Source organism: Corynebacterium stationis, from assembly GCF_001941345.1.
Classification (GTDB): Bacteria; Actinomycetota; Actinomycetes; order Mycobacteriales; family Mycobacteriaceae; genus Corynebacterium; species Corynebacterium stationis.
Window position 1 is genome coordinate 1,060,798 of the sequence record NZ_CP009251.1, and the last position, 22,686, is coordinate 1,083,483.

A 22,686-nucleotide genomic window follows, 5' to 3' on the forward strand; every position below is an offset into this window, starting at 1 on the left:
GTGAATATAAATAATGGATGTGCGGGATTCTGAGATAAGGTAGACCACACAGTCTATTTCTTATTAAGGAGAAAACTTCGTGGCACAAAAAATCCGCACTACTCATGTTGGCTCACTCCCACGCACCCCAGAATTGCTGGAAGCAAACCAAAACCGGGCATCCGGTTCGGTGCCAGATGAGGCCTTTTTTGAAATTCTAGAAAAGGCAGTCGATGAAGTCGTTGCCCGCCAGGTAGAGCTGGGCATCGATATCATCAACGAAGGCGAATACGGCCACATCACCTCCGGTGCGATTGACTACGGTGCATGGTGGAACTACTCCTTCTCCCGCTTGGGCGGGCTGACCATGACCGACGTAGACCGCTGGGCAAGCGAGGAAGTTGTTCGTTCCGAACCAGGCAAGCCACGCTTGACCTCTTTCTCGGACCGCCGCGACCGCGCCCTGTTCAACGAGGCATACGAAGATCCAGAATCCGGCATCTTCACCGGCCGCGCCAAGGTGGGCAACCCAGAGTTCACCGGCCCAATTACCTACGTTGGCCAGAAAGAAGTCGAAGCAGACGTCAAGCTGCTCAAGGACGCAATGGCGAAGCACAACGTCACCGACGGCTTCGTTGCGGCACTTTCCCCGGGATCTGCAGCGCGTTTGGCTAATAAGTACTACGAGACCGAGTCCGAAGTTATTCAGGCTTGTGGCGCGGCTCTGTCGCACGAGTACAAGGCCATCACCGATGCTGGCCTGACCGTCCAGTTCGACGCCCCAGACTTGGCTGAAGCGTGGGACCAGATCAACCCAGAGCCTTCCATTGAAGACTTCCGTGGCTTTGTGCGCGAGCGCATCGACGTGCTCAACGAATCCATCAAGGACATTCCTAAGGAACTGACCCGCCTGCACATCTGCTGGGGCTCCTGGCACGGACCACACGTCACCGACGTTCCATTCGGCGACATCCTCGAAGAAATCTTGCGCGCTGAGGTCGGCGGCTACACCTTCGAGGCAGCCTCCCCACGCCACGCACACGAGTGGAAGATCTGGAAGGACGTTGAACTTCCAGACAACGTTTTGCTCTACCCAGGTGTTATCGCGCACTCCACCAACGTGGTTGAGCACCCAGAGCTCGTGGCAGACCGCATTTCCAACTTTGCAGAAGTAGTTGGTCCAGACAAGGTTGTCGCATCGACTGACTGTGGTTTGGGCGGTCGCCTGCACCACCAGATTGCTTGGGCAAAGCTGGACTCTTTGGTCAAGGGTGCAGAAATCGCATCCAAGCGCCTGTACTAAATTCGGGCATACGCAAAAATCCTCCCCAGCAGTTCATTTAAACCGAACTGCGGAGAGGATTTTTAGCGTTTAAGTAACACCAGGCGATTAGAGCTTGAAGCCCATGTTCTTCAAAAAGCCGGCGATCTGGGCGCGCGCCTCAGGGGAGAAGGTCGCAACAATCCCAGCTGCCTGGGTCAAAGAGCCACCAACCGCGAGGATGGCGCCAATGACAGCGAAAATCATGTCGGTGGTTTCATTGCCGCGCATGGACTTCGCGAAATCTGGCACCTTCTCCCAGCGCTCGTCTGCCTTGGCCTCTTCTTCTTCCTTGATGCACTCTGGTGGAGTAGGCATGCCCGAAGAGCCGTAGCCGTTGAGGATGCCAAAGGCTAGTTCCTGTGGACCCATAAACGAAGAACCAACCTTGCCGGCCGCAACGTCTGCCTCATGATCTTCCTTGGCCTTTTCGATGGCAGCCTGGCATTCTGGGGAGTAGCCCTCGCCGCTGATGTGTCCACCAGAAGACAGCGAGCCGGTTTGTGCGGATGCGGCAACTGGCGTCAAGGCAGCCAAAGCAACGGAGCTGGCAGCCACGATGGCCACAGAAAGACGGGAATTACGCATAGAGGACTTCTCCTTGGAAGGCAGAACTAGGAATTATACCTTCCTGAACTTAGCAGGTTGGCCAAGATACCGGTAGGCAAGGGCAAGAAAAAGATGTATTTCTAGCGCGAAGACAGCGAAGATCGCGAAAAGTTCGAAGAACCTTTCGTGCTTCCGCTTGTCGATGGCTCCTTTTCCACCACCGATTCCACCTCATAGATAGTGGTGGTGCCAGAGACCTCATTGCCCACGACTAACAGGTACTCACCATTAGGGGAGTCTTGCTTATCGATGAATGCCAGACCTTCTGGACCTAAGTCGCCAGCGAGCTTGGTGGAGTCGTAGTTATCCTCATCAAAGTCCACGGTGAAATCGCGGTTATTGATGTAAGTCTGGTACTTCGCATTCGCTGGGTCGGTGACATCGTAGACAAAGATGCCGCCGACACGCTCAGCACCGATGAAAGCGTAGGTGCGCTCACCAATGTGGCCGATGGTCAAAGCTTCTGGCTCTGGGCCCTTATTATCGGAGCGATCGTCGAAGTCCGGGTCTTCATTATCAGCGTTGTGGTGGAAGACTCCTGGCTGATTCAAAGATGCAGTGATTTCTTCGAAGTCAGAGCCCGAGTCGAAGACGACGTTGCCGGCTTCATCGTAGATAGAAAACGAGCGTGAGCCATAGGCGTAGAGCTCATCGAAGCACTGCTTTTCTTCATTCCAGCCGGAGACATTAGACAGCTTCAAATTGCCGGCAACCTTCTTATCGCCCAGCGCCTCGGCATCAACATCATCCAGAACACCCTCGCAGACCTGGCCGTTATCGATGACATCGGCAAGCTCAACTTCATCGGTGTATACGCCGGAGCCGCCGTCTTTTTCTTCTACACCCCACTCGCGGGCATCACCTTCGTTTGCTGTGGCAAAGTAGGTCTTGCCGCCAGAAGTAAACGCGTGGATGGAATCCGGCATGCTCAAACCCTTCACCGGGATCGTGCGCAGCTCGGCTTTGTCATCCTTGTTGGAAGAGTCGATAGGAACCTGCAAGTGATCCGCGATGTGCGCAGGTACGACCTTTTCAACCGTGGCTGATGCGATATCGATGATCGCGATGGCATTATTTTCTTGCAGGGTGACAAAAGCCTTACCGTTAGCAGAGGCTACATATTCAGGTTCTAAGTCCAAGGAAGGATTGTTGTGGTGATTTGCCGGGCCGAAGATGCGGATGTCTTCGTGCAGAGCACCTGGGGCATCGAAGGCCTCGAAGCCGGCGGTGCGCACATCAGCCTGGGTGGCTGCTTCCACCATGCCTGGCGCCGGCAGCGTAATGACAGATACTGAACCAGCAGGATCTGCGACATAAGCGGTACCCGCAGCATCTAATTCATTTGATGGCTCACCCTCGTTGGCAACAAGCGCATAAGCACCATCGTCGGTGATGTGCACGTTATCGGGCAAAGCACCGATAGTTACACGCCCCAGCTCGGCTGCGCCCAAGTCATCGGCTGCAGCATCGAAGAAGAGTGCTTCGCCTTGCAGGACCTTGTTGCTTTGTTGCACCGCTGCAACCGCCAGACCATCTTCACGTACAGTAACCGAGTTGATTTCCCTATCCGCGCCCGCGGAGACAGAGCCAATCTTGGTGGGCTTTTGCGGATTAGAAGCATCGAGTACATCAATCTCGCCCGAAAGCGCATTAACGGTCAAGACGCGCTTCGAGCCCGCGTGGAAGGCAACAATCTCAGCTGCTGATTCCGCCAGCTGTCCCGATGCATAGCTTCCGAGGGGAGCCATCTTTACTGAAGCATCGGCAGCAGCGTGCGTGTGAACCGAGTCCACGATGCCGTTGAAGTCTTGCGCTTGGGCAATCGCAGGGGAGATGACACCGCAGCTTAAAGTCACGGCTGCGCACAGGGAGATAGCGCGACGGGAGAAGGACATCCAACACTCCTTGGAAATTATTAATAAGTATCTGAAAACGAACTGTGTAATAGTCGCTTCCGAAGATGATTTCCGAGCAAAGTTTGTATTGAGTGTCCGTGGCTAACAGCTGAATTTCAGATGAATTCACTTATTCAGGGGGCAACGCTCACATCATTGGGTCTAAGGGACTAAAATGCTAGCTCATGAGTACAAGCCAGAAGGTCACTGCAGAAAAATTCGTCCCAGTTCGCGCAAGCGATATTCAACTGGCGCAAGCACGAATTTCTTCTGAGATTGCGCCGACGCCGCTGCAATACTGCCCGCGGCTGTCGGAACAGACTGGCTGTGACGTGTTTTTAAAGCGCGAAGACCTCCAAGGCGTGCGCTCGTATAAGATTCGTGGCGCCTTTTTTGCGATCTCAAATCTCAGCGAGGAAGAAAAAGCCGCAGGTATCGTGACGGCATCGGCAGGAAACCATGCACAAGGTGTGGCTTATGCCTGCAGCACCATGGGCATCAAGGGCAAAATCTTTGTCCCCGGGCCTACCCCGAAGCAAAAGCGCGATCGCATCATGGTCCATGGTGGCGACATGGTGGAACTTGTCGTTACCGGCGCGAACTTTGACGAGGCAGCGGCTGCCGCACACGAAGACGCCGATGCCCGCGGCGCGACATTCATTGAGCCTTTCGATGCCCGCGATACCGTTATCGGCCAAGGAACTGTGGCCGCAGAAATCATCTCCCAACTATCCTCGCAGGGTCGTTCGCTCGATACTGTCATCGTGCCTGTCGGCGGCGGCGGATTGCTCTCCGGTGTCGCCAGTTACTTGGCTGATATGGCACCGCGCACCGGCATCGTGGGAATTGAGCCGGCGGGAGCGGCATCGTTAAGCGCTGCTTTCGAAGCCGATGAACCAGTAACCCTTGATACTGTCGATCCATTCGTCGATGGTGCAGCGGTCAAGCGCATCGGCCAAGTTCCGTACACCATCTTGGATGCCAACCGCGGCCGACTGCACTGGGACACCGTGACCGAAGGAGCCGTATCGACGGAGCTTTTGGAGCTGTACCAAAACGAAGGCATCATCGCCGAACCAGCTGGCGCACTGTCTGTGACCGGCCTGCGTAAGGTCAACCTGCGCCCTGGTTCGACTGTCGTGTGCATCATCTCCGGCGGCAACAACGACGTGCTGCGCTATGCCGAAATCATGGAACGTTCCCTGGTGCATCGCGGACTGAAGCACTACTTCTTGGTGAACTTCCCGCAAGAACCTGGCCAGCTGCGTGATTTCTTGGCTAATATCCTCGGTCCCGATGATGACATCACGTTGTTTGAATACCTCAAGCGCAACAACCGCGAAACCGGTGCGGCGCTCGTAGGTATCGAACTGGGAAGCGCGGCGGGCATTGATGGCCTGCTCGAGCGCATGGAAGCCTCCCGCATCGACTGCCGTCAGCTCAAGCCGGGAACCCCGGAGTATGACTTCCTGGTGGCTTAGTGCACACAGAATATCAACGTCCTGCCACTGATTGCGCGGTTGAGCATGAGATAGAAATCAAGCGTTCGCGCTTTATTTGCCTCATTGGTCGCGTGACAAATGATGTCGAGGCGCGCGAATTCATTGATGCCGCGCGTCAGCGCTTTCCGGATGCGCGCCACCATTGCTCGGCGTATATCTACCACGTCGATGAGTCGCACCCCGTGGAGCGGTCTTCCGATGATGGGGAACCATCTGGCACGGCCGGCAAGCCGATGCTGGATGTTCTCAAAGGCTCTGGGCTGATGGATGTCGCCGCGGTGGTTATCCGCTACTTTGGCGGCGTGAAACTCGGCGCCGGTGGGCTGGTGCACGCTTATGGCGGCGTGGTCAGCGAAGCGATGGAACTTGTCCAGCCCGTGCTGCGCACCACGCGGCATCTGTTCACCTTGGCTGCGCCGCATGCTGATGCCGGCCGCTGGGAAGCTGAGCTTCGCAACCGCGGCTATGAGGTACTCGGCGTGGATTATGCTGCGCAGGCAACCATGACTTTAGCCGTCGCGCCTGGCGAGGAAGAAGCGCTTTTTGATTTCATCGCCGGGCTCACCCAAGCCACAGCAGAACCCAAAGAAGCTGGCACCCAATGGGTGGAAATAGCACAAAGCAATTAATCGACTAGGATATATCCCATGACAATGCAGCCCCGTCCTAATAACCCAATTGAGCTGAAGAAGCAGAAAGTCCGCAAGCACGCCCGCAATGGTGTGATCTCAGTTGCCGCCGGTCTTGGTGGCGGTGTGCTTGCCGCGTTGGTGCTCTCGGGTAGCTTCTGGTTCTGGATGTCTATCGGTTTGGTCGTAGCTGTCGTCGGCGGCGTATCTAACTGGGTAAAGATTCAAAAGATTGTCAACGAAAACAACAGCGGATACTGACGGACTGCCCGTACGCATTGACGCCTGGGTCTGGGCCGTGCGTATGTTTAAAACCCGCGGCGAGGCTGCCGATGCAGTGCGCGCGGGGCATGTAAAGCTCAACGGCAATGCGGTCAAACCTGCCCAGCAGGTCGTGCCTGGTGACCGTGTTCGCGTGTGGAAAAACCACCACGAACACGACTTGGAGATTCTGCGCACCATTCGCAAACGCGTCGGCGCTCCCGTTGCGCGGACGTGCTATACAGACCATGCGCCACCGCCTCCGCCGCCGGAATTTATGCCGGCCGTGCCGCGCCGCGATCCAGGCGCTGGCCGTCCCACGAAAAAGGAACGCCGCGACATGGAGAAATTTCTCGGTAAGCGCCGTTAATTAGCGCCTAATTGCGGCGCCTGTGGATAACTTCGTCATTTGGGTGACGTGTCATGTGAAATTCTCGCTGGTTTTTGAACTTGTTCTGGTGCGGGATTGCGCCGGCTTTTAGTGTCGAAGTTATGAAAGGTTTCCAGCTTTTAGAGCGTTTCTACACAAGCGGCATAAGTATCCTTCGCGATGTTTATGACTGCTCTCCCTATGATCTTGTCAGTAGCGTGATGTCGCTTAAGACTGCGCGTAAATACACTCGCCTTGCCACAGTTTTCTTCGGTCCGGCTGATTCTCCTAAGGTGCAGCGCGACGCTGTTGCTCTCGCCGAAGAGCGCGAGTTAAGCATTGAGTATTTAGAAATGGTCAATAAGCACGCTAAGAAACTTAAAGCCCGCGGTGCCGCGTGGAAATTACGCGCTGAACTCATCGCCTATGAAGGAACTTTTGAAGAAGTCGAGGCGCACGCCAAGAAACGCGTTACTGAAGAAGGTGGCGACACCAAGAAGAAACCGGGGGTGCGCCTTGGCCGCGTTGTAGACGGCCTGCGCACTATTAGCATCACTGATACTCAGCGCCGTATTACTGATTTAGAAAAGACGCTTGATGCTGCCATCACCAACGACGACCAGCCACGCTCCGAGGCATTGCTCGAACCCTTCTGGGACCTCATCGAAGGCACCGGCACCGGGCTTATCCGCCCTGAATACCGCACCGTGATTGCTATTGGTCTTGATGATTTCGCGAAAGTTTCCTGCGGCAAAGGCGAGGACGTCGTTGTTGCTTTATCCGACGGTACGACCATGACCGGCGCTGAGTTCATCAACGCCGTAATGGAAGGCTCACTTGGCGACAAGCTCTATGTCGGGCTCTTTCACCCTACCGCCGGACCGGTCAACCTTTATGAGGCACGCTTCGCGTCCGACAAGCTGCGCACTCTCGCCATGGCAGAGAACCTCGTGTGCCCGTGGCCAGACTGCAACGTACCAGCCGATAGATGCCAAGTTCACCACATCGACGCCCACAAACACGGCGGACACACGAAACCGTCGAATCTGACCATGTTGTGTAAGTACCACAACGGCGTCAACGACGACGATGGTCCGCGGAAGAAACGGAAGCGACCGAGTCCGGGTAAACCCAAGCGCGGCCGGATGCGACGCCACCGCGGCAAAGTCCGCCTGCACACCCCAGGCGGCAAGTTTGTGGGCAACACCCACCACGTGAGCAGCATGGGAGCGATGAACCTCATCTAAGAGTCCTGCGCCGAAACCGCGGTAATTGCCTAAGCCTTGATTAAAATTTGCGGAATAGCGGGGTAGTTGCGCGATCGCTTTTTGGGAAACGAACCGAATCCGCAATGGCGGGTGCGGTGAAAATCGGCGATCCTAAAATCTACCGGGAGAGTCATGCGGAGGCGGACAACAACCGATATTTAACGGGGTTTTCGGAGCTGCTGATTATCAATAGGGAAATAGCTTTAGAAGCTGGGAAACTGGTCGTTATGGAGGCGTGCCTCCGCATGCAAAAGGGGCGCCAAGTGAGCCAAAGGCGCAGGGCGAACAAAGGGCGCAAAGCGGCGAGGAATCTGAATAGATTCCGGGTTTAGCTTGCTAAGCGCGCAGCGAGATTATTGCTTGTTGCGCATGGAGCGTAGAGCCTTCAGGCGGGAGACAAGCCGCTGGCGACGGTCGCTGCGAGTGCCGGTCTCGGCGGTGGCATCGATGTGGGATTCGCCGAAGCGGTTGAGCAAGAGGTCATCGATAAGCCGTACTTGGCCCGGTCGGAAGCGGTACTTCATCGCGTCGTGAACTGTTTGGATATCGTGCTCATTGAGGAGGTTTTCCAACTGCCCCATGGTGGTAATGCCGTTGGTTTCTAGCAAATCAGAGAGCCAGCGGTAGTGCTCAGAACGCGAACGCGGGAAGCGGCCCGTAAGCAGCACCGCCAAAATGCCGGGGAGGGTTTCCGCGGAGATTTGGATATCAGAATCAGTGTGCTCATCAGGATCTTTGAGCGCTGCGATTTCATCGAATTGATTGTCCGCGAGTTCAATCAAGCCAGCGGCCAAAGTAAAGAGCCTATCGACCTGCGGTGGCTGGGCGCCGGGGCCTTGCTTATAGCGAATATCGTGCTCAAATTCGGCCCAGGCATGTTGCAAGACCGTGCGGATTTGCACCTCAAAGCGCATGCCGACGTAGTCAGCTAAATCTTCCATATCTTCGGTCACGCGCAGAACCAAGTGGTGGGAGCCGTAGCCAAAGCCGCCAGCGACACGAGTTTCAGCAGCTTTGTCCACGGATTTAATGACCTCAAAAGAATCCCCAAAAATAGTTAAGGCTTCAGGAATCATCGTGGAGTGAAAGACATTGACGCGCACGCCCACGATGTCGTGGATATCGTCCCATGGGTGTGGATAGACCACATCGCCGTTAGCATTGCGCTTTTTGGCCTTCGCCTTCAACGAGGGCCAAGTCTTGACGCGCGCCGCGACGCGGTCAAAAATCACACCGGCGTCATTGAGGAGGTCTTCGATGGCATCACGAAAATCGCGCGCGGCACGCGGATGCACGCGTACCCATTCGTGGTACTGATTGCTCAGTTTCGAGATGGGTGATTCGGCCATGATGAAAAGCGCTCCTTTGCCAGAAAGCTAAGTACGAAATTCCTGCGGGAATCCATGTGACCATAATAACGGGTAGGCACACGGGCTGGGCCATGACGCAGCGAATCCCGTCAATGCTTTAGGGGCTACATCAATAAAAGCCACGAGGGACTGGGAATCGGGCAAGAGATAGGTCAGTTGCTGGGCGCGCAGAATGCGCAAAAGATGATGGTGCAAGATAGTAAAAGTTTGCGGGTGCGCGAGCCACGCCTGTGCATCAGCGCCACGGACTTTAATTTCCACCCCAGCCGGCAGTCGCGGGCCAAAACGTGCGCTGACAGATCGGGTAGAAAATTCCAGACCGGCCGGAGTGCGGGCGGCGCGTTCTAAATTTAAAGCAGCTAAGTCCCATGCAGCCTGGATGCTCAGCCCTAAGCTATCGAGGCCACGCTGGCTAATCTTGCACCCGCCGGCCTGCAAGCCCACGCGCAGACCCGGCGATAGCGCCAACGTCGCAAGCGAGTCAGAAAACCCATCATCGGATAAAGGCCGCGACTTCACCCAAGACGTTGCGTGCAGGGCCGGAAAGATCTCCCGCACCGAAAACTGGGGCTGAGTCTGCGCTAGGGAGGGGAGAGGACGGGAAGCAAGATCAGTGAGCACGGCAGGGATTCTCCAAAATCTCAGAAAGGTTAGTACCTTTCTAGGACTGCGCGTGCTGCCCAAAGGTTCCGGGATAAAATCTTGAGGAATTTATCCCGGGAAGTACGTCGTTAAAACGGTGGTTCGGTTTCTAACTCTAAGACCTCAAAGAGCTTGGAAGCCGGCCATTTTTCAATGCCCTGGCCCTTCTCATTGAGCTCATCCGCACGCTTTTCCTTCGAAGTGGTCGTTGCCCATTCGCCGAGCACCAAAATGGTGGTCTTCTTAGTGACATTCTTGCCCACCTGGCCGCCGTGGTGCGCAATCCCGTTCCACAACACGCCCTTATCAAAAGGTTCAAAATCGCCGGTCAAAGTGACATGCTGGCCATACAAAGGCGAGTCCTTATCCGCATCAGGATTCGGGTCTGGAATGGTATCCGGGGTAGCCACGGACTCCCACGGGGCGGGGCGGCGCTGGCCCTTCTTCGCAGGCTCTTTCTTCTCCGCCGGCTCAGCCGAACCCCAGGGGTCGGATGAGGTGCGGTCACGGAAATCAGTACCCGCGCCCAAATCTTCAGGAGAAATTGGGGCGGTATCTTTCCGCAGCACCGGCATGATGTGCTCAGCCGACATGGTGCCCAGTTGGAAGCCCTGGGCATCGAATACGTCGCGGATGGTTTGCTCGCCAGCACCGTTCGCGAAAGCCGGCGCGAGGGCGGAGATGATGTGGCCGGCAGCGCGGGCATCGTCAAGCGCATCGTGGTGCTGGAAGCTGCCGAAGCCCACCGCCTTGGCCACGGTAGGCAACTTGTGGTTGGCGACCTTGAGCACTTTGCTTTTCGATGCATACCTCGCCAACGCCAAAGAACACGCCAAAGAAATCTGCGGTACGGGCATCTGGGTACGCAAGAATGCTGAGCGCAAAGCCGTGGAATCGAACTGCGCATTGTGCGCGACGAGGACATCGTCACGCAGGAAAGTCAGCAATTCACCGGCTGCTTCGGCAAAAGTTGGGGCGTCTTTGACATCGTCAGGCGTGATGCCGTGGATGGAGATGTTGACGTCTTCAAAGTGCTCAATCCCTGCGGGCGGTTGGCACAGCCACACTTTGGATTCTGTCTCTTCGCCATTGACAAAACGCACAGCGCCAATTTGGCAAATAGACGCCCAGTTGCCGTTTGCAGTCTCGACATCGACGGCGACAAAGTCCAAGCCTGGGGTAGAGGTGGCGGCAAGCTCACCTGCTGCGGGGCTGCTGTGGTCTTCGGTGATTTTTCCCGAGCGCACATCATTGATCCACTCCGCGCAGCCTTGGGCATCTTGATTTGGAGCAAAGGCGATTGCCCACTCTGCATTCTTAGTATCTGCAAAGCTGATGACAATTCGGCCCGAAGCGGCTGCGGTGGGCTGGACGGCATCGACAGCGTCGATATCTGCCAGGGCAATCTCACGGCGCAATTCGCCCGTTAGCGAGGCTGTTAGCTGCGAGGGAACATAGACCAGGTTGCCCTGGGAAATCGACAACGAAGCTCCGAGTGTTGAAACCGTCACGTTAGGTGCTCATGCCTTTCTGCGAATTTACTGCTGCTCTTCTGCTTCGTCTTCAGACTCTGCAGAAGGGGAGGGACTAAAAACCGGCGGCTCAGTCTGTTTCAAGACTAGAGTCGAACGGGGTTGAACTAAAAGCGTACCCTCTGCCTCTAAGATGGTGTCTTCTTTGGGGTACCCACCGCGGAAAGCAGTGTCGACCATCAATTGCCATTTCGCACCTAAATCTTGCCTAGGCAGTCGAAATTCAATAGCTTCATCATGCGCATTGAACATCATGATGAAAGAGTCATCTTTGATTTTCTGGCCCGCGGGGCCAGGTTCGGTAATGGCATTGCCGTTGAGGTAGACCATCAGGGCCTTGCCAAAATCATGATCCCAGTCATCTTGGTCCATCAATCTTCCCGAAGGCACGAGCCATGCAATGTCGCGGTCGCGAACATCGGCACCAAGCGGGCCGCCGGAGAAAAAGCGCTGGCGTCGAAAGACTGGGTGGTTGCGGCGAATCGCAATGACGCGCTTGGTAAAGGCATAAAGCTCGGAAGGCTTGTCCAATTCCAGTAGTGACCAGTCCATCCAGGCAGTTTCATTATCTTGGCAGTAGACATTGTTATTACCATTTTGTGTACGACCCATCTCATCGCCATGTGAAATCATGGGCGTGCCTTGAGAGAGTAGCAACGTGGTGAGGAAGTTGCGCTGCTGGCGACGGCGCAGGCGCAGAATATCTTCATCATCGGTAGAACCTTCCACGCCGTGGTTCCACGAGCGGTTATGCGATTCACCATCGCGCCCGTCTTCACCATTGGCCTCGTTGTGCTTTTCATTAAAAGAGACCAAGTCGCGCAGGGTGAAGCCGTCATGTGCAGTGATGAAGTTAATCGAGGCAGTCGGGCGACGGCCATTGTTGGCATATAGATCCGACGAACCGGTTAATCGCGATGCAAATTCACTAAGGGTTGCTGGTTCGCCGCGCCAGAAATCGCGCACCGTATCGCGGTACTTACCGTTCCACTCGCTCCAAATTGGCGGGAAGTTGCCCACCTGGTAGCCGTCATGGCCGATATCCCACGGCTCCGCGATGAGTTTAACCTGGCTAACCACGGGGTCTTGCTGGACAAGGTCAAAAAATGTCGCTAGCTTATCGACGTCATCCAGCTCACGCGCCAAAGTCGCTGCGAGGTCGAAGCGGAAACCGTCGACGTGCATTTCCGTAATCCAGTACCGCAAAGAGTCCATGATCAACTGCAAGGAGTGCGGATGGCGGACATTTAAAGAGTTGCCTGTGCCCGTGTAGTCCATGTACTGCGACTTATCTTCATCGACTAGCCGGTAGTAGGCGAGGTTGTCGATACCGCGGAAAGCGATAGTGGGGCCGAGGTGGTTGCCTTCCGCAGTGTGGTTATAGACGACATCTAGGATGATCTCGATTCCGGCAGCGTGGTACGCGCGCACCATCGCCTTGAATTCCGCGACAGCACCACCAGGAGTTGGATCGGCTGCATAATCTTGCTGGGGAGCAAAGAACCCCAAAGTGTTATAGCCCCAGTAATTGCGCAGGCCTAATTGGCGCAGACGGTCATCCTGCAAAAACTGATGAACTGGTAGCAGCTCTACAGCTGTTACCCCTAAGTCTTGGAAATACTTAATGATCGAGGGATGTGCCATGCCAACGTAGGTTCCGCGCAGATGCTCCGGCACATCTGGATGCGTCATGGTCATACCCTTGACGTGGGTTTCATAAATGACGGAGTTAGTTTCCGGAGTGTTCGGGGGGCGGTCGCCCTTCCAGTCAAAGTAAGGATTGATGACCACGGACAACATCGTGTGTCCCAAAGAATCTTCTTCGTTGCGCCCAGTGCCCGCTGGCTCAGCATGTACGTCATAAGAAAAGAGCGAGGCATCGCCGTCGAAGTCGCCTTCGAAGGCTCGGGCATAAGGGTCAACCAAAAGCTTGCTGGGATCGCAACGCAGGCCCTGCTCAGGATCGTACGGGCCATGGATGCGGTAGCCATAGCGCTGGCCTGGCCCCACGGTCGGAAGGTAGCAGTGGAAGACGTGAGCGGTTTCTTCTTCCATCTCAATGCGGACTTCGCTGAGGTCCTCTTCAATCAGGCAGAGCTCTACTTTTTCGGCGATATCCGAAAAGATTGCAAAGTTAGTACCCGCGCCATCAAACGAGGAACCCAACGGGTAAGGAGTTCCTGGCCATGGTTGTGTTATTGAACTACTCGATGCCATCATGAGTGAAAAGCTTAACGCACTCGCATGCTTTTGGCGTCTTATACAGCATCTTTAAATAACTAAGGGGTAACTTGCCGAACCCCGGCGATGATGATTTCTGCGCCTTGCAGCAGCGAAGAGTCCGCGAAGGTGGACTCATCAGCGTCATCGGCGGTGCTGGTTTTGGTCAGCTCTTCGAGCTGGGCGCGGTTTTGATCCATCACGGTAGTGCCCAGTACAAGATGGACCAAAGTTTCAGCGGCGATACGTCGCGCTGAGTCATCAGCGCCAGTTTCGCGCAAGGCGTCGGCGAATTTTTCAGTAAGCTGCGTCCACGTAGGCGAGTCGGCTTGAGAAAGGGCAGCGGTGACTAACTCCGCGCCATCGCGGTGAGCGAGAAGGATTTTCCGCAAATTTGCGACCAGCTCCAAAGTAGAAGCACCATCGAGATGAGTGATAAAACTCGCAGCAATTTCTGCGATCAGCGCTTGCTTATTGGCAACATGCCAATACAGCGCGCCGGGGACCACGCCTAAGGTGGTGGCGATTCTGCGCATGGTCATATCCGCAAAACCGTAAGTATTAAGCAGTTTTACGGCTGTGGTGATGATATCTTCGCGGGTCAATTGCACATTGAGGAAGTCTACCTGAGCATTGTCTAAACGTAGACCGAGGCTAGTGAGGTCTACGCTTGGCGAGGTCTATGTTCACAGCAAGCTTTGAGGATTCCTTAAAGGGCTGGGGAAGTTTGCATTGTTAGGATATAACGCACACGATGTCTGTTGCGATGTATAGATAGGAAGTTTGGCGTCTAAGACTTGAGCCTCTAGTGATGCTCTTGTGATGACCGAATCAGCCTTTGACAGCAAGCACACACTAATACAGGAGAAAACTTGTCTTTTCCACGCCCGATGAAATTGTCCGCCGCCGCACTCGCGCTGGTTACGCCATTTGCTCTCGTTGCATGTGGCTCTGATGAAAGCGAGGAAACGGCTGCGCCATCTACTTCTGCGGTTACTTCCACGGTAGAGGCCACCTCTTCAAAGGAGACCTCTTCTGTAGAGACCACGACGTCGAAGGCCAAGGAAACTTCTGAAGAGGCAGAGCCTACGACTCAAACCCCGGCAGAAACCCAGGAACCTGAAAGCGGGCAGGGAACCGATCCTGCAGCTGCAGCCGGTGCCGCTGATGCTGCGGCTGGTAACCCATTAGCCGCTGAGGAATTGCAGCCGGTTCAAGGTGGCCAACCAGCGGATGAGGCCACCCGCGGAGCCATCTCCAAGCTGGTCAACGGCTGGTATGAGGTAGGCGACATGCGCTCTTACATGCGCTACATCCCAGAGCACACCTGTACTCAGGTGCTTGAGCAAAACCCAGACCTCCACAACGTCGACTACAGCGTCTTCCCACAGATCCCAATGAACCAGGTCAGCGATAACTGGAACGCAGCGGGCGTGCAGTCCATCGACGATCTTGCAGTCAGTGGCGACACTGCTTCTGCGACTGTTACCGTCAACACCGGTGAAGGCGTCGATACCTCAGTCATGCGCTTTAAGAATGAGAGCGGCAACTGGCTGTTCTGTAACTAAGCCGTTTAATTAGTTATTCTTTATTCTCGTGGCACGTATAACTTTTCCCCGCACCGTCGGCTTTGGTGCGGGGCTTTTGGCATTAGTCCTCATCGTCTTTTCCGTCTTCGGACTCTTGTGGGGCCTGTGGCGCCCGGAGATGACAGCAACAGCAGTGGAAGGCGGCGGTTTTGCCATAGATACAACTTCTAATGCGCAATTCCAAGGCTTTGGTGCCTTCGTGCTGGCTACGGCGCTGCTCGCTGGGGCAGTAGCTTTCGGGGTATTTAAATACGCGAAATCCCGCCGCGGTTTAGCAACCATGCTGTATCTGGCTCTGCTGACAGTGCTGGGCTCGCTGGCCTTTTGGTTGGTTGGAGGATTTATTGCACCGACGATGCCAGATGTGACAGCAGAAGTAGGAAGCCAAGTCAGCTGGGTCCCCAGCTTCAATCCAGGGTTAGGGCTGGCAGCTGCGCCCTTTGTGTGCCTGCTGGTCTACTGGTCCGGGTTGTACCTTACGATTGAAAGCTCTAGCGCAGGTGAAGAAGCAACTGCAGCTGTGCCGACAGAGGTCGGGCAGCCCCTGTATTAGATCACTGTATTAAAACGCGATTCAGGGGTGTCCATTCTGTGGGAAGGGATGCCCATTTTCAGCCGGGTCAATAGCGGTCGTATGATAGGTTAAAGCACCTAAACATACTCGTTGGAAAGGCCTGCTCAATGCTGCGCGTCATCGATCTCCGGGGTCGGAAATTAACTACCTCCCAATTGCGCCGAATTATTCCTCGCGGTGGTGTTTCGGTCGCCTCCGTCGTGGAAAAAGTCGCCCCCATAGTCGATGACATCCAACATCGTGGCGCAGCTGCGGCACTGAAATACTGCGAGCAGTTCGACGGTATTCGCCCTGAGGCTATCCGCGTGCCGCAACAGGCCCTAGATGATGCGGTCAAACAGCTTGATCCAAAGATTAAAGAGGCCATCGAGGTCTCCATTGAGCGTGTGCGCAAGGTTCACGCTGAGCAAAAGCCAGCATCGCACACTACTTCTTTGGGCCCTGATGCGTCTGTCACGGAGGTCTTTCGCCCAGTAGAGCGCGTTGGCCTCTACGTTCCCGGTGGCAAGGCTGTGTACCCATCCTCAGTCATTATGAACACAGTGCCGGCACAAGAAGCCGGTGCTTCGACCCTGATCGTTGCCTCTCCGCCGCAGAAGGAATTCGGCGGTCTGCCACACCCAACGGTCCTGGCTACCTGCGCTATCTTGGGCGTGGATGAGGTCTGGGCTGTTGGCGGTGCGCAAGGTATTGCGCTGTTGGCTTATGGCGATGATGAGGCAGAGCTTGAACCTGTCGATATGGTCACCGGCCCAGGCAATATCTTTGTTACCGCCGCCAAGCGCCTGGTGCGTGGACTGGTCGGCACAGACTCTGAGGCAGGACCTACAGAAATTGCTGTGTTAGCCGATGCGTCTGCGAACCCGGTCTATGTTGCCTATGACTTAATCTCGCAGGCTGAGCACGATCCGATGGCAGCGAGCGTGCTCATTACCGACTCGGAAACCCTCGCCGACGCTGTCGCCAAGGAAATCGAGCAGCGTTATACCGCAACGGCGAACGCTGAGCGTGCAGCAGAGGCGTTGCGCGGGGAGCAGTCGGGCATTGTGCTTGTCGATGACATCGAGCAGGGCATTGAAGTAGCCGATGCTTATGCGGCTGAGCACTTGGAAGTACAGACAGAAAATGCCCGCGCGGTGGCAGAGCGCATCAAGCACGCGGGCGCTATTTTCGTCGGTGATTATTCACCTGTGCCGCTGGGCGATTACTCCGCAGGTTCGAACCACGTGCTGCCAACGTCGGGAACTGCGCGCTTTAGTGCGGGGCTGTCCACTCAGACTTTCTTGCGTCCGGTCAACATTGTTGAATACGGCCGCGAGGGTCTAGCAGAAGTAGCTGACGCTGTCGTCAACTTCTCTAATGCTGAAAATCTACCAGCGCACGGGGAAGCTATCCGTGCTCGCTTAGAAGATAACTAAAGGATAGGGACTTTCATGACTGATAATTCTTCTACCAACGTGAGCGTTGATGACTTGCCTTTGCGCGATGAACTGCGCGGTAAGTCTGCCTACGGCGCACCGCAGCTGCACGTGGCCTATCAACTGAATACCAATGAAAATCCGTACTCGCCGTCTGAGGAACTCATTGCGGATTTGATTGCAGAAGTGCGCAAGATCGCCCGCGATCTCAACCGCTACCCAGAACGTGACGCAGTGGAGCTGCGGGAATCACTGGCCAATTACATCACCGGGCAAACTGGGGTAGCAGTCACCAAGGAACAAGTCTGGGCGGCCAATGGCTCCAATGAAATTTTGCAGCAGCTACTGCAAGCTTTCGCGGGCCCGGGACGCAAGGCACTAGGCTTTACTCCGTCTTATTCCATGCACCCGATCTTAAGTGGGGGAACGCAGACGGAATTTATCGAATGCCCACGCGCTGAAGATTTCACGATTGATATCACCGAGGCGCTGGAAAGCATCGATAAGCATGCACCCGACGTGGTGTTTATTACCACGCCAAATAATCCTACGGGCGATGTCACCAGTCTCGCTGATATCGAAACCCTGATTCAGGCTGCCCCGGGCATTGTGATTGTCGATGAAGCTTATGCTGAATTTAGCCCCAGCCCATCCGCTGTGACCTTGCTGGAGAAATATCCCACCAAGCTGGTGGTCTCGCGCACCATGTCGAAGGCTTTCGACTTTGCTGGTGGCCGCGTCGGCTATTTCATTGCTGCTCCGGCGTTTATTGAAGCCGTGATGCTGGTTCGCTTGCCGTACCACCTCTCCAGCCTGACGCAGGCGGCGGCGGTGGTCGCGCTGCGTCACAGTGAAGACACGTTATCGACCGTGGCGAAGCTGTCTTCCGAACGCATCCGCGTGGTTGAAAGCTTGAATAAGCTGGGATACAAAGTCATCCCGAGTGAATCGAATTTCGTCTTCTTTGGCGAATTTGAAGATCAGCACGAAGCGTGGAAGAAATTCCTGGAACGCGACGTGCTGATTCGGGATGTCGGCATTACTGGCTTTTTGCGCACCACCATTGGTTTACCGGAAGAAAATGATGCCTTCTTGGAGGCAGCAGCTGCGATTGTTAAGGAGATCTAAAATGACACAAAGAATTGGCGCAGCTGAGCGCAAGACCTCGGAATCTGATATCCGCGTGGAAATCAACCTCGATGGCACCGGAAAATCAGACATTTCCACGGGCTTGCCGTTTTTCGATCACATGCTCACGGCTTTCGCTACCCACGGCAGCTTTGACCTGACGGTCAAGGCGCACGGCGATATTGAAATCGATGCGCACCACACCGTGGAAGACACCGCGATTGTTTTAGGTCGCGCTTTTGCTGATGCCATTGGCGATAAGAAGGGCATTCGCCGCTTTGGCTCGCAGCTTTTGCCGATGGATGAAGCACTAGTTGAAGCTGTCATTGATATTTCTGGCCGTGCGTACTACGTCATGAATGGCGAGCCGGAAAACTTAGATTGGCAGATCATCGGCGGGCACTATGCCACGGTGATTAACCGGCACTTTTTTGAGACCTTTGCGATTCACTCACAAACCACCTTGCACGTCAATGTGCGTTATGGCCGCGACCCGCACCACATCACCGAAGCGGAGTACAAGGCTGTAGCGCGTGCGCTGCGCCAGGCAGTAGAAAGTGACCCACGGCAAACTGGGATACCTTCTACTAAGGGAGCTCTGTAGACTCCGCCGTGTACCTCGCTGTAATTTTGATGTTTATGGTTGCCGGCATGCTAGTCGGAGGAGCCTGGAGCGCCTATAAGCAAGGTTCAAAATTTTGGACAGTTATGGCAGCAGTCTTGGCTCTAGCCGCAGCTGGTGCCGCAATCGCGTGGATGATAGGAGAGATGCAATAATTGGCTAAAAACAGCAAGAGCTTCAACCGCAATCGACTTCACTCCCTCGATGACGCCACAACCCCTGCGCCGAAGCTAGGGCCAGATGCCACCCAGGCTCCTGAAAAGGTCACCTTGTGGAAGGTTCCTGGTTTCGCACCAACGATGGTGGCCGTGGCAGCAGCTTTTGGCGCTTGGTCGATCTTGCTTCCAGTTGTTCCAACGCAGGTCATTGAAGCCGGCGGTTCACCAGCTCTAGCGGGTGCATCCACCGGTATCTTCATGGCCGCGACTGTTCTCACACAGATTTTCACACCGTGGATGCTGCGGAAGTTCGGTTACCGCCGATTGATGGCGGTATCAGCGTTCATGCTCGGTGTGCCTGCATTGGGACACCTCTTGGGAACAGAAGCATGGGCGGTCTTGCTGTTTTCGGCTCTGCGTGGCACCGGTTTTGGTGCGCTGACCGTTGCGGAATCTGCGCTCATGGCGGAGCTAGTGCCGCTGAAATACCTCGGCAAAGCCACCGGCGTGCTCGGAGTCTTTGTCGGTGCTGCGCAAATGGTCTTCTTGCCCATTGGTCTGTACATGTCTTCCTCGCTGGGCTACGAGGTCACCTACATCACCGCTGCAGTCATAGCGGTTATCGCAGTTGGGATGGTCTTTAGAATCCCGGATATCCATCCCAGGACGGAAACTGAGGGGGCATCGACAAGCGAAAGTGCACGCCCACGCGTTTCCATCTGGAAACTGGTCTTGGTGCCAGCGTTGGGACTTAGCACAATTTCGATGAGCTACGGTCTGGTCTCGTCTTTCTTGCCAGCAACCGTGACCGATATTGACCCTGTCACCGGTGCGACTTTGGGCGGCATCATGCTCTCCATCGTCGGTGGTTCCGCGATGGTCTCGCGCTATTTTGCCGGCTCTGCCGCCGACCGTTTCGGTGAAGCCGGACGCCTCTACATCCCTGGCCAGCTCACATCCTTTGTTGGCATGGCACTGATGGCTGCGGCGATCCTTGCGGGCTGGTCGGTGTGGTGGCTGGTTGTTGCCGCCGCGCTATTTGGCATTGGCTTTGGTGTGGTGCAACAAGAAGCTTTGCTGTCGATGTTCCAGCGCCTACCGCGTACCCGCTCTTCTGAAGCCTCTGCGCTGTGGAATATCTCTTATGATGGCGGTACCGGTGTCGGCTCCATTGTGTTTGCGGGCGTGGTAGCCGGTGCTGGCTACGCTGGTGGTTATGCCGCCGGTGCCGTGGTCATCCTCATCGGAGTGGGACTGACCAGCTTGGACTACGTTGTTGGTAAACACCGTGTAACTGAATACGACAATATTAAAGCTCGCCTCAAGCGCCTGCGAAAGGAAAAATAAATAATGACTTCGAAATCCGTAGCCCTCCTTGATTACGGAGCCGGAAATCTGCGAAGTGCTCAGCGTGCTTTAGAACATGTTGGGGCGAATGTGACCGTAACATCCGATCCGAAAGTCGCGGTAGAAACTGATGGCCTGTTGGTACCAGGTGTGGGTGCGTATGCCGCGTGCATGGCAGGCCTGCGCGCGATTCACGGACCGCGCATCATCGGCCAGCGCCTGGCGGGTGGCCGTCCGGTTCTAGGAATTTGTGTGGGTATGCAGGTGCTTTTCGATGCCGGCAACGAGCACGGCATCCACACCGAAGGCTGCGGGGAGTGGCCAGGCCTGGTGGAACGCCTCGATGCGGAAGTCTTGCCGCACATGGGCTGGAATACCGTGAAGATGGAAAAAGATTCACAACTTTTTGCCGGCCTCGATGAAGATACCCGCTTTTATTTCGTGCACTCATACGGCGTGCGCCGCTGGGAATTAGAAACTGAAATCACCACGCCACCTACGGTGACGTGGGCGCAGCATGAGAAAGATCCGTTTGTGGCTGCGGTGGAAAATGGTCCTTTGTGGGCCACCCAATTTCACCCTGAAAAATCCGGCGAGGCTGGATTGCACCTCTTGCGTAACTGGTTGGAACAACTCTAGGTAGGATATAGCACCATGACCTTTACTTTATTGCCCGCAGTAGATGTTGTTGACGGCCAGGCCGTCCGCTTGGACCAAGGAGAGGCCGGAACCGAAAAGTCTTATGGCACCCCATTGGAATCGGCGCTGAAATGGCAGGAGCAAGGTGCGCAGTGGCTGCACTTTGTGGACTTGGATGCGGCGTTTAACCGCGGCTCCAACCATGAGCTGATGGCAGAAGTCATCTCCAACCTGGACATCAAGGTAGAGCTCACCGGGGGTATCCGCGATGATGCATCGTTAAAGCGTGCATTGGATACCGGCGTGCAGCGGGTCAATATTGGTACCGCGGCCCTAGAAAACCCAGAGTGGATCGCGCGCGTGTTGGCAGAATACGGCGAGAAGATTGCTGTGGATATCGCCGTTCGCAATATCGATGGCCAGTGGCGTACCCGCGGCAATGGCTGGGTCTCTGATGGTGGCGACCTGTGGGAAGTACTTGAACGCCTCGACGCAGCAGGATGCAGCCGCTTTGTAGTCACCGATGTGTCGAAAGATGGCACCTTGACGGGGCCAAATGTTGAGCTTTTGCGTGATGTTGCCATGGCCACTGATGCCAAGATTGTCGCCTCCGGTGGAATTTCGACCTTGGATGACGTTTTGGAGCTGGCGCGCTATGAAAATGAAGGCATCGACTCGGCGATCATTGGCAAAGCTTTATATGAAGGCCGCTTCGATCTCGCGACAGCGCTTGACGCAGTGACTAAGGTAGAGCCATTACCGGAAGAAACCCCCATTGATTTGCTGGAGTCTCGCGAATGACCTCACCGCTAGAGCTGGTTGCCATTGCTGAAGCCGTGGTTGATGATGTCGAACAACTTTTCATCGATGGCTTAGGCGCCCCACCCGCTAGGTTTAAAGGCGAGGGCGATTTTGCCACCGAAGTAGATTTGGCAATCGAGGCTCATCTGCGCAGCTCGCTCACCCAGCTCACCGGCATCCCAGTCTATGGCGAAGAAGGTGGCGGCAACGCCGATTTGAATCAGACCGCGTGGGTTGTGGATCCAGTTGATGGCACCGCGAACTATGCCGCGGGCAATCCTTTGTGCGGCACAGTGGTTTCTTTGGTGCATGAGGCACGACCTATTGTTGCGATTGCTAATTTCCCGCTGCTCAAGCGGCGTCTAGTCGCAGCAGAAGGGATGGAGCTGCGCACTCTGGGTGGTTTGGAGTCCGGCTTTGGCGGTGGGGAAGATGCCTTGCCTTTTGAAGATTCCCGCGGGCACATTGGGTGTTCTTCGCATCTGCCGACACCGCTTTTCGATGATCTCCGGAGCGTGGGCTTGCGCCCACGCATGACCGGCTCGGTGTGCTTGGATTCAGCATTCGTTGCGCAAGGTGTTTTTGACGGCGCGGTGAACTTTTCTCCGCACCCGTGGGATAACGCCGCGGGCGCACTGTTTATCCAGGCAGTCGGCGGAGTTGCCACTGATCCTGAAGGCAACCCCTGGACGGCCTTTTCGCATGGCCTGGTGGTCGGCACGGAACAGGTCCATGCCACCATCCTTGAATCCATCAAGCGTACTGGCGTGGGAACCCGCCAGGTATAGATTTAAAACAAAACTTATTTTAAA

The 22,686-nt window shown here is 55.4% G+C and carries 22 protein-coding genes; 15 read left to right on the top strand and 7 right to left on the bottom strand.

Features of this window, described 5'->3' with window-relative positions; all coding sequences use genetic code 11:
- Positions 1-79 precede the first annotated feature (79 nt).
- The gene (locus tag CSTAT_RS04930; protein ID WP_066793196.1) at positions 80-1,282 is read left to right on the top strand and encodes a cobalamin-independent methionine synthase II family protein; all 1,203 of its coding nucleotides are present in this window, start codon (positions 80-82) and stop codon (positions 1,280-1,282) included.
- A gap of 87 nt (positions 1,283-1,369) precedes the next feature.
- On the opposite strand, the gene CSTAT_RS04935 is transcribed toward CSTAT_RS04930, so the two are convergent.
- Both CSTAT_RS04935 and CSTAT_RS04940 read right to left on the bottom strand, forming a co-directional pair.
- Entirely contained in the window at positions 1,370-1,888 is a 519-nt protein-coding gene (locus tag CSTAT_RS04935; RefSeq protein ID WP_075722689.1) for a hypothetical protein, read from the bottom strand.
- A gap of 101 nt (positions 1,889-1,989) precedes the next feature.
- Positions 1,990-3,804, bottom strand: a complete 1,815-nt coding sequence (locus CSTAT_RS04940; RefSeq protein WP_075722690.1) for a choice-of-anchor I family protein — start codon at positions 3,802-3,804, stop codon at positions 1,990-1,992.
- A 185-nt stretch (positions 3,805-3,989) separates the two neighbouring features.
- Here CSTAT_RS04940 and ilvA point away from each other — a divergent pair, with 185 nt between their 5' ends.
- The 5 genes from ilvA (at position 3,990) to CSTAT_RS04965 (ending at position 7,813) form a co-directional block, all read left to right on the top strand.
- Positions 3,990-5,285: a threonine ammonia-lyase IlvA gene (ilvA, locus tag CSTAT_RS04945; protein WP_075722691.1), complete on the top strand. Its 1,296-nt coding sequence runs from the start codon at positions 3,990-3,992 to the stop codon at positions 5,283-5,285.
- Positions 5,285-5,935, top strand: coding sequence for a YigZ family protein (locus CSTAT_RS04950; protein ID WP_075722692.1), 651 nt, complete (start codon positions 5,285-5,287; stop codon positions 5,933-5,935). Before ilvA ends, CSTAT_RS04950 begins: the two co-directional genes overlap by 1 nt.
- An 18-nt stretch (positions 5,936-5,953) precedes the next feature.
- Positions 5,954-6,196, top strand: a complete 243-nt coding sequence (locus tag CSTAT_RS04955) for a hypothetical protein (RefSeq protein ID WP_066793206.1) — start codon at positions 5,954-5,956, stop codon at positions 6,194-6,196.
- The gene (locus tag CSTAT_RS04960) at positions 6,168-6,566 is read left to right on the top strand and encodes an RNA-binding S4 domain-containing protein (protein ID WP_075722693.1); all 399 of its coding nucleotides are present in this window, start codon (positions 6,168-6,170) and stop codon (positions 6,564-6,566) included. Before CSTAT_RS04955 ends, CSTAT_RS04960 begins: the two co-directional genes overlap by 29 nt.
- A 122-nt stretch (positions 6,567-6,688) precedes the next feature.
- On the top strand, positions 6,689-7,813 hold the full coding sequence (locus tag CSTAT_RS04965) for an HNH endonuclease signature motif containing protein (RefSeq protein WP_075722694.1): 1,125 nt from the start codon (positions 6,689-6,691) through the stop codon (positions 7,811-7,813).
- 374 nt (positions 7,814-8,187) lie between these two features.
- Here CSTAT_RS04965 and CSTAT_RS04975 read toward each other — a convergent pair whose 3' ends face one another.
- The 5 genes from CSTAT_RS04975 to CSTAT_RS04995 form a co-directional block, all read right to left on the bottom strand.
- A complete protein-coding gene (locus CSTAT_RS04975; RefSeq protein WP_075722696.1) occupies positions 8,188-9,183 on the bottom strand; it encodes a GTP pyrophosphokinase in 996 nt (331 codons plus the stop codon).
- 27 nt (positions 9,184-9,210) lie between these two features.
- A complete protein-coding gene (locus CSTAT_RS04980; RefSeq protein ID WP_244892905.1) occupies positions 9,211-9,825 on the bottom strand; it encodes a hypothetical protein in 615 nt (204 codons plus the stop codon).
- Between the two features lie 110 nt (positions 9,826-9,935).
- Positions 9,936-11,357, bottom strand: coding sequence for a 3'-5' exonuclease (locus tag CSTAT_RS04985; protein WP_075722697.1), 1,422 nt, complete (start codon positions 11,355-11,357; stop codon positions 9,936-9,938).
- Positions 11,358-11,384: 27 nt separating this feature from the next.
- Positions 11,385-13,598, bottom strand: a complete 2,214-nt coding sequence (gene glgX / locus CSTAT_RS04990) for a glycogen debranching protein GlgX (protein WP_075722698.1) — start codon at positions 13,596-13,598, stop codon at positions 11,385-11,387.
- 59 nt (positions 13,599-13,657) lie between these two features.
- Positions 13,658-14,209 carry a TetR family transcriptional regulator gene (locus tag CSTAT_RS04995; RefSeq protein ID WP_075722699.1) on the bottom strand — a complete coding sequence of 184 codons (552 nt, stop codon included), beginning with the start codon at positions 14,207-14,209 and terminating at the stop codon, positions 13,658-13,660.
- A 261-nt stretch (positions 14,210-14,470) separates the two neighbouring features.
- Here CSTAT_RS04995 and CSTAT_RS05000 point away from each other — a divergent pair, with 261 nt between their 5' ends.
- The 9 genes from CSTAT_RS05000 to CSTAT_RS05040 all read left to right on the top strand — a co-directional run bounded on the left by CSTAT_RS05000 (position 14,471) and on the right by CSTAT_RS05040 (position 22,662).
- Positions 14,471-15,166 (top strand): hypothetical protein, encoded by a 696-nt coding sequence (locus tag CSTAT_RS05000; RefSeq protein WP_244892906.1) that lies wholly within the window; start codon positions 14,471-14,473, stop codon positions 15,164-15,166.
- A gap of 28 nt (positions 15,167-15,194) precedes the next feature.
- Positions 15,195-15,740 carry a hypothetical protein gene (locus tag CSTAT_RS05005; protein WP_066793216.1) on the top strand — a complete coding sequence of 182 codons (546 nt, stop codon included), beginning with the start codon at positions 15,195-15,197 and terminating at the stop codon, positions 15,738-15,740.
- A gap of 128 nt (positions 15,741-15,868) precedes the next feature.
- On the top strand, positions 15,869-17,179 hold the full coding sequence (gene hisD / locus CSTAT_RS05010; protein ID WP_075722701.1) for a histidinol dehydrogenase: 1,311 nt from the start codon (positions 15,869-15,871) through the stop codon (positions 17,177-17,179).
- A gap of 15 nt (positions 17,180-17,194) precedes the next feature.
- Positions 17,195-18,307, top strand: coding sequence for a histidinol-phosphate transaminase (locus CSTAT_RS05015; protein ID WP_066840840.1), 1,113 nt, complete (start codon positions 17,195-17,197; stop codon positions 18,305-18,307).
- Position 18,308: 1 nt separating this feature from the next.
- Entirely contained in the window at positions 18,309-18,911 is a 603-nt protein-coding gene (gene hisB / locus CSTAT_RS05020; RefSeq protein ID WP_066840842.1) for an imidazoleglycerol-phosphate dehydratase HisB, read from the top strand.
- A gap of 173 nt (positions 18,912-19,084) precedes the next feature.
- Positions 19,085-20,434 (top strand): MFS transporter, encoded by a 1,350-nt coding sequence (locus tag CSTAT_RS05025; RefSeq protein WP_083640687.1) that lies wholly within the window; start codon positions 19,085-19,087, stop codon positions 20,432-20,434.
- A 3-nt stretch (positions 20,435-20,437) separates the two neighbouring features.
- Positions 20,438-21,073, top strand: coding sequence for an imidazole glycerol phosphate synthase subunit HisH (gene hisH, locus CSTAT_RS05030; protein WP_066840844.1), 636 nt, complete (start codon positions 20,438-20,440; stop codon positions 21,071-21,073).
- A 15-nt stretch (positions 21,074-21,088) separates the two neighbouring features.
- Positions 21,089-21,874, top strand: a complete 786-nt coding sequence (gene priA / locus CSTAT_RS05035) for a bifunctional 1-(5-phosphoribosyl)-5-((5-phosphoribosylamino)methylideneamino)imidazole-4-carboxamide isomerase/phosphoribosylanthranilate isomerase PriA (protein ID WP_066793225.1) — start codon at positions 21,089-21,091, stop codon at positions 21,872-21,874.
- Positions 21,871-22,662, top strand: coding sequence for an inositol monophosphatase family protein (locus tag CSTAT_RS05040; RefSeq protein WP_066793227.1), 792 nt, complete (start codon positions 21,871-21,873; stop codon positions 22,660-22,662). The genes priA and CSTAT_RS05040 overlap by 4 nt, the downstream gene beginning before the upstream one ends.
- Positions 22,663-22,686 lie beyond the last annotated feature (24 nt).

Bases quoted from the DNA above. Each gene is read 5' to 3' on its own strand.
- hisD (WP_075722701.1), top strand. From the start codon at position 15,869: ATGCTGCGCGTCATCGATCTCCGGGGTCGGAAATTAACTACCTCCCAA.
- priA (WP_066793225.1), top strand. From the start codon at position 21,089: ATGACCTTTACTTTATTGCCCGCAGTAGATGTTGTTGACGGCCAGGCC.
- CSTAT_RS05040 (WP_066793227.1), top strand. From the start codon at position 21,871: ATGACCTCACCGCTAGAGCTGGTTGCCATTGCTGAAGCCGTGGTTGAT.
- CSTAT_RS05015 (WP_066840840.1), top strand. From the start codon at position 17,195: ATGACTGATAATTCTTCTACCAACGTGAGCGTTGATGACTTGCCTTTG.
- CSTAT_RS04940 (WP_075722690.1), bottom strand. From the start codon at position 3,804: ATGTCCTTCTCCCGTCGCGCTATCTCCCTGTGCGCAGCCGTGACTTTA.
- hisB (WP_066840842.1), top strand. From the start codon at position 18,309: ATGACACAAAGAATTGGCGCAGCTGAGCGCAAGACCTCGGAATCTGAT.
- CSTAT_RS04965 (WP_075722694.1), top strand. From the start codon at position 6,689: ATGAAAGGTTTCCAGCTTTTAGAGCGTTTCTACACAAGCGGCATAAGT.
- glgX (WP_075722698.1), bottom strand. From the start codon at position 13,598: ATGATGGCATCGAGTAGTTCAATAACACAACCATGGCCAGGAACTCCT.
- CSTAT_RS04955 (WP_066793206.1), top strand. From the start codon at position 5,954: ATGACAATGCAGCCCCGTCCTAATAACCCAATTGAGCTGAAGAAGCAG.
- ilvA (WP_075722691.1), top strand. From the start codon at position 3,990: ATGAGTACAAGCCAGAAGGTCACTGCAGAAAAATTCGTCCCAGTTCGC.
- hisH (WP_066840844.1), top strand. From the start codon at position 20,438: ATGACTTCGAAATCCGTAGCCCTCCTTGATTACGGAGCCGGAAATCTG.
- CSTAT_RS04975 (WP_075722696.1), bottom strand. From the start codon at position 9,183: ATGGCCGAATCACCCATCTCGAAACTGAGCAATCAGTACCACGAATGG.
- CSTAT_RS04935 (WP_075722689.1), bottom strand. From the start codon at position 1,888: ATGCGTAATTCCCGTCTTTCTGTGGCCATCGTGGCTGCCAGCTCCGTT.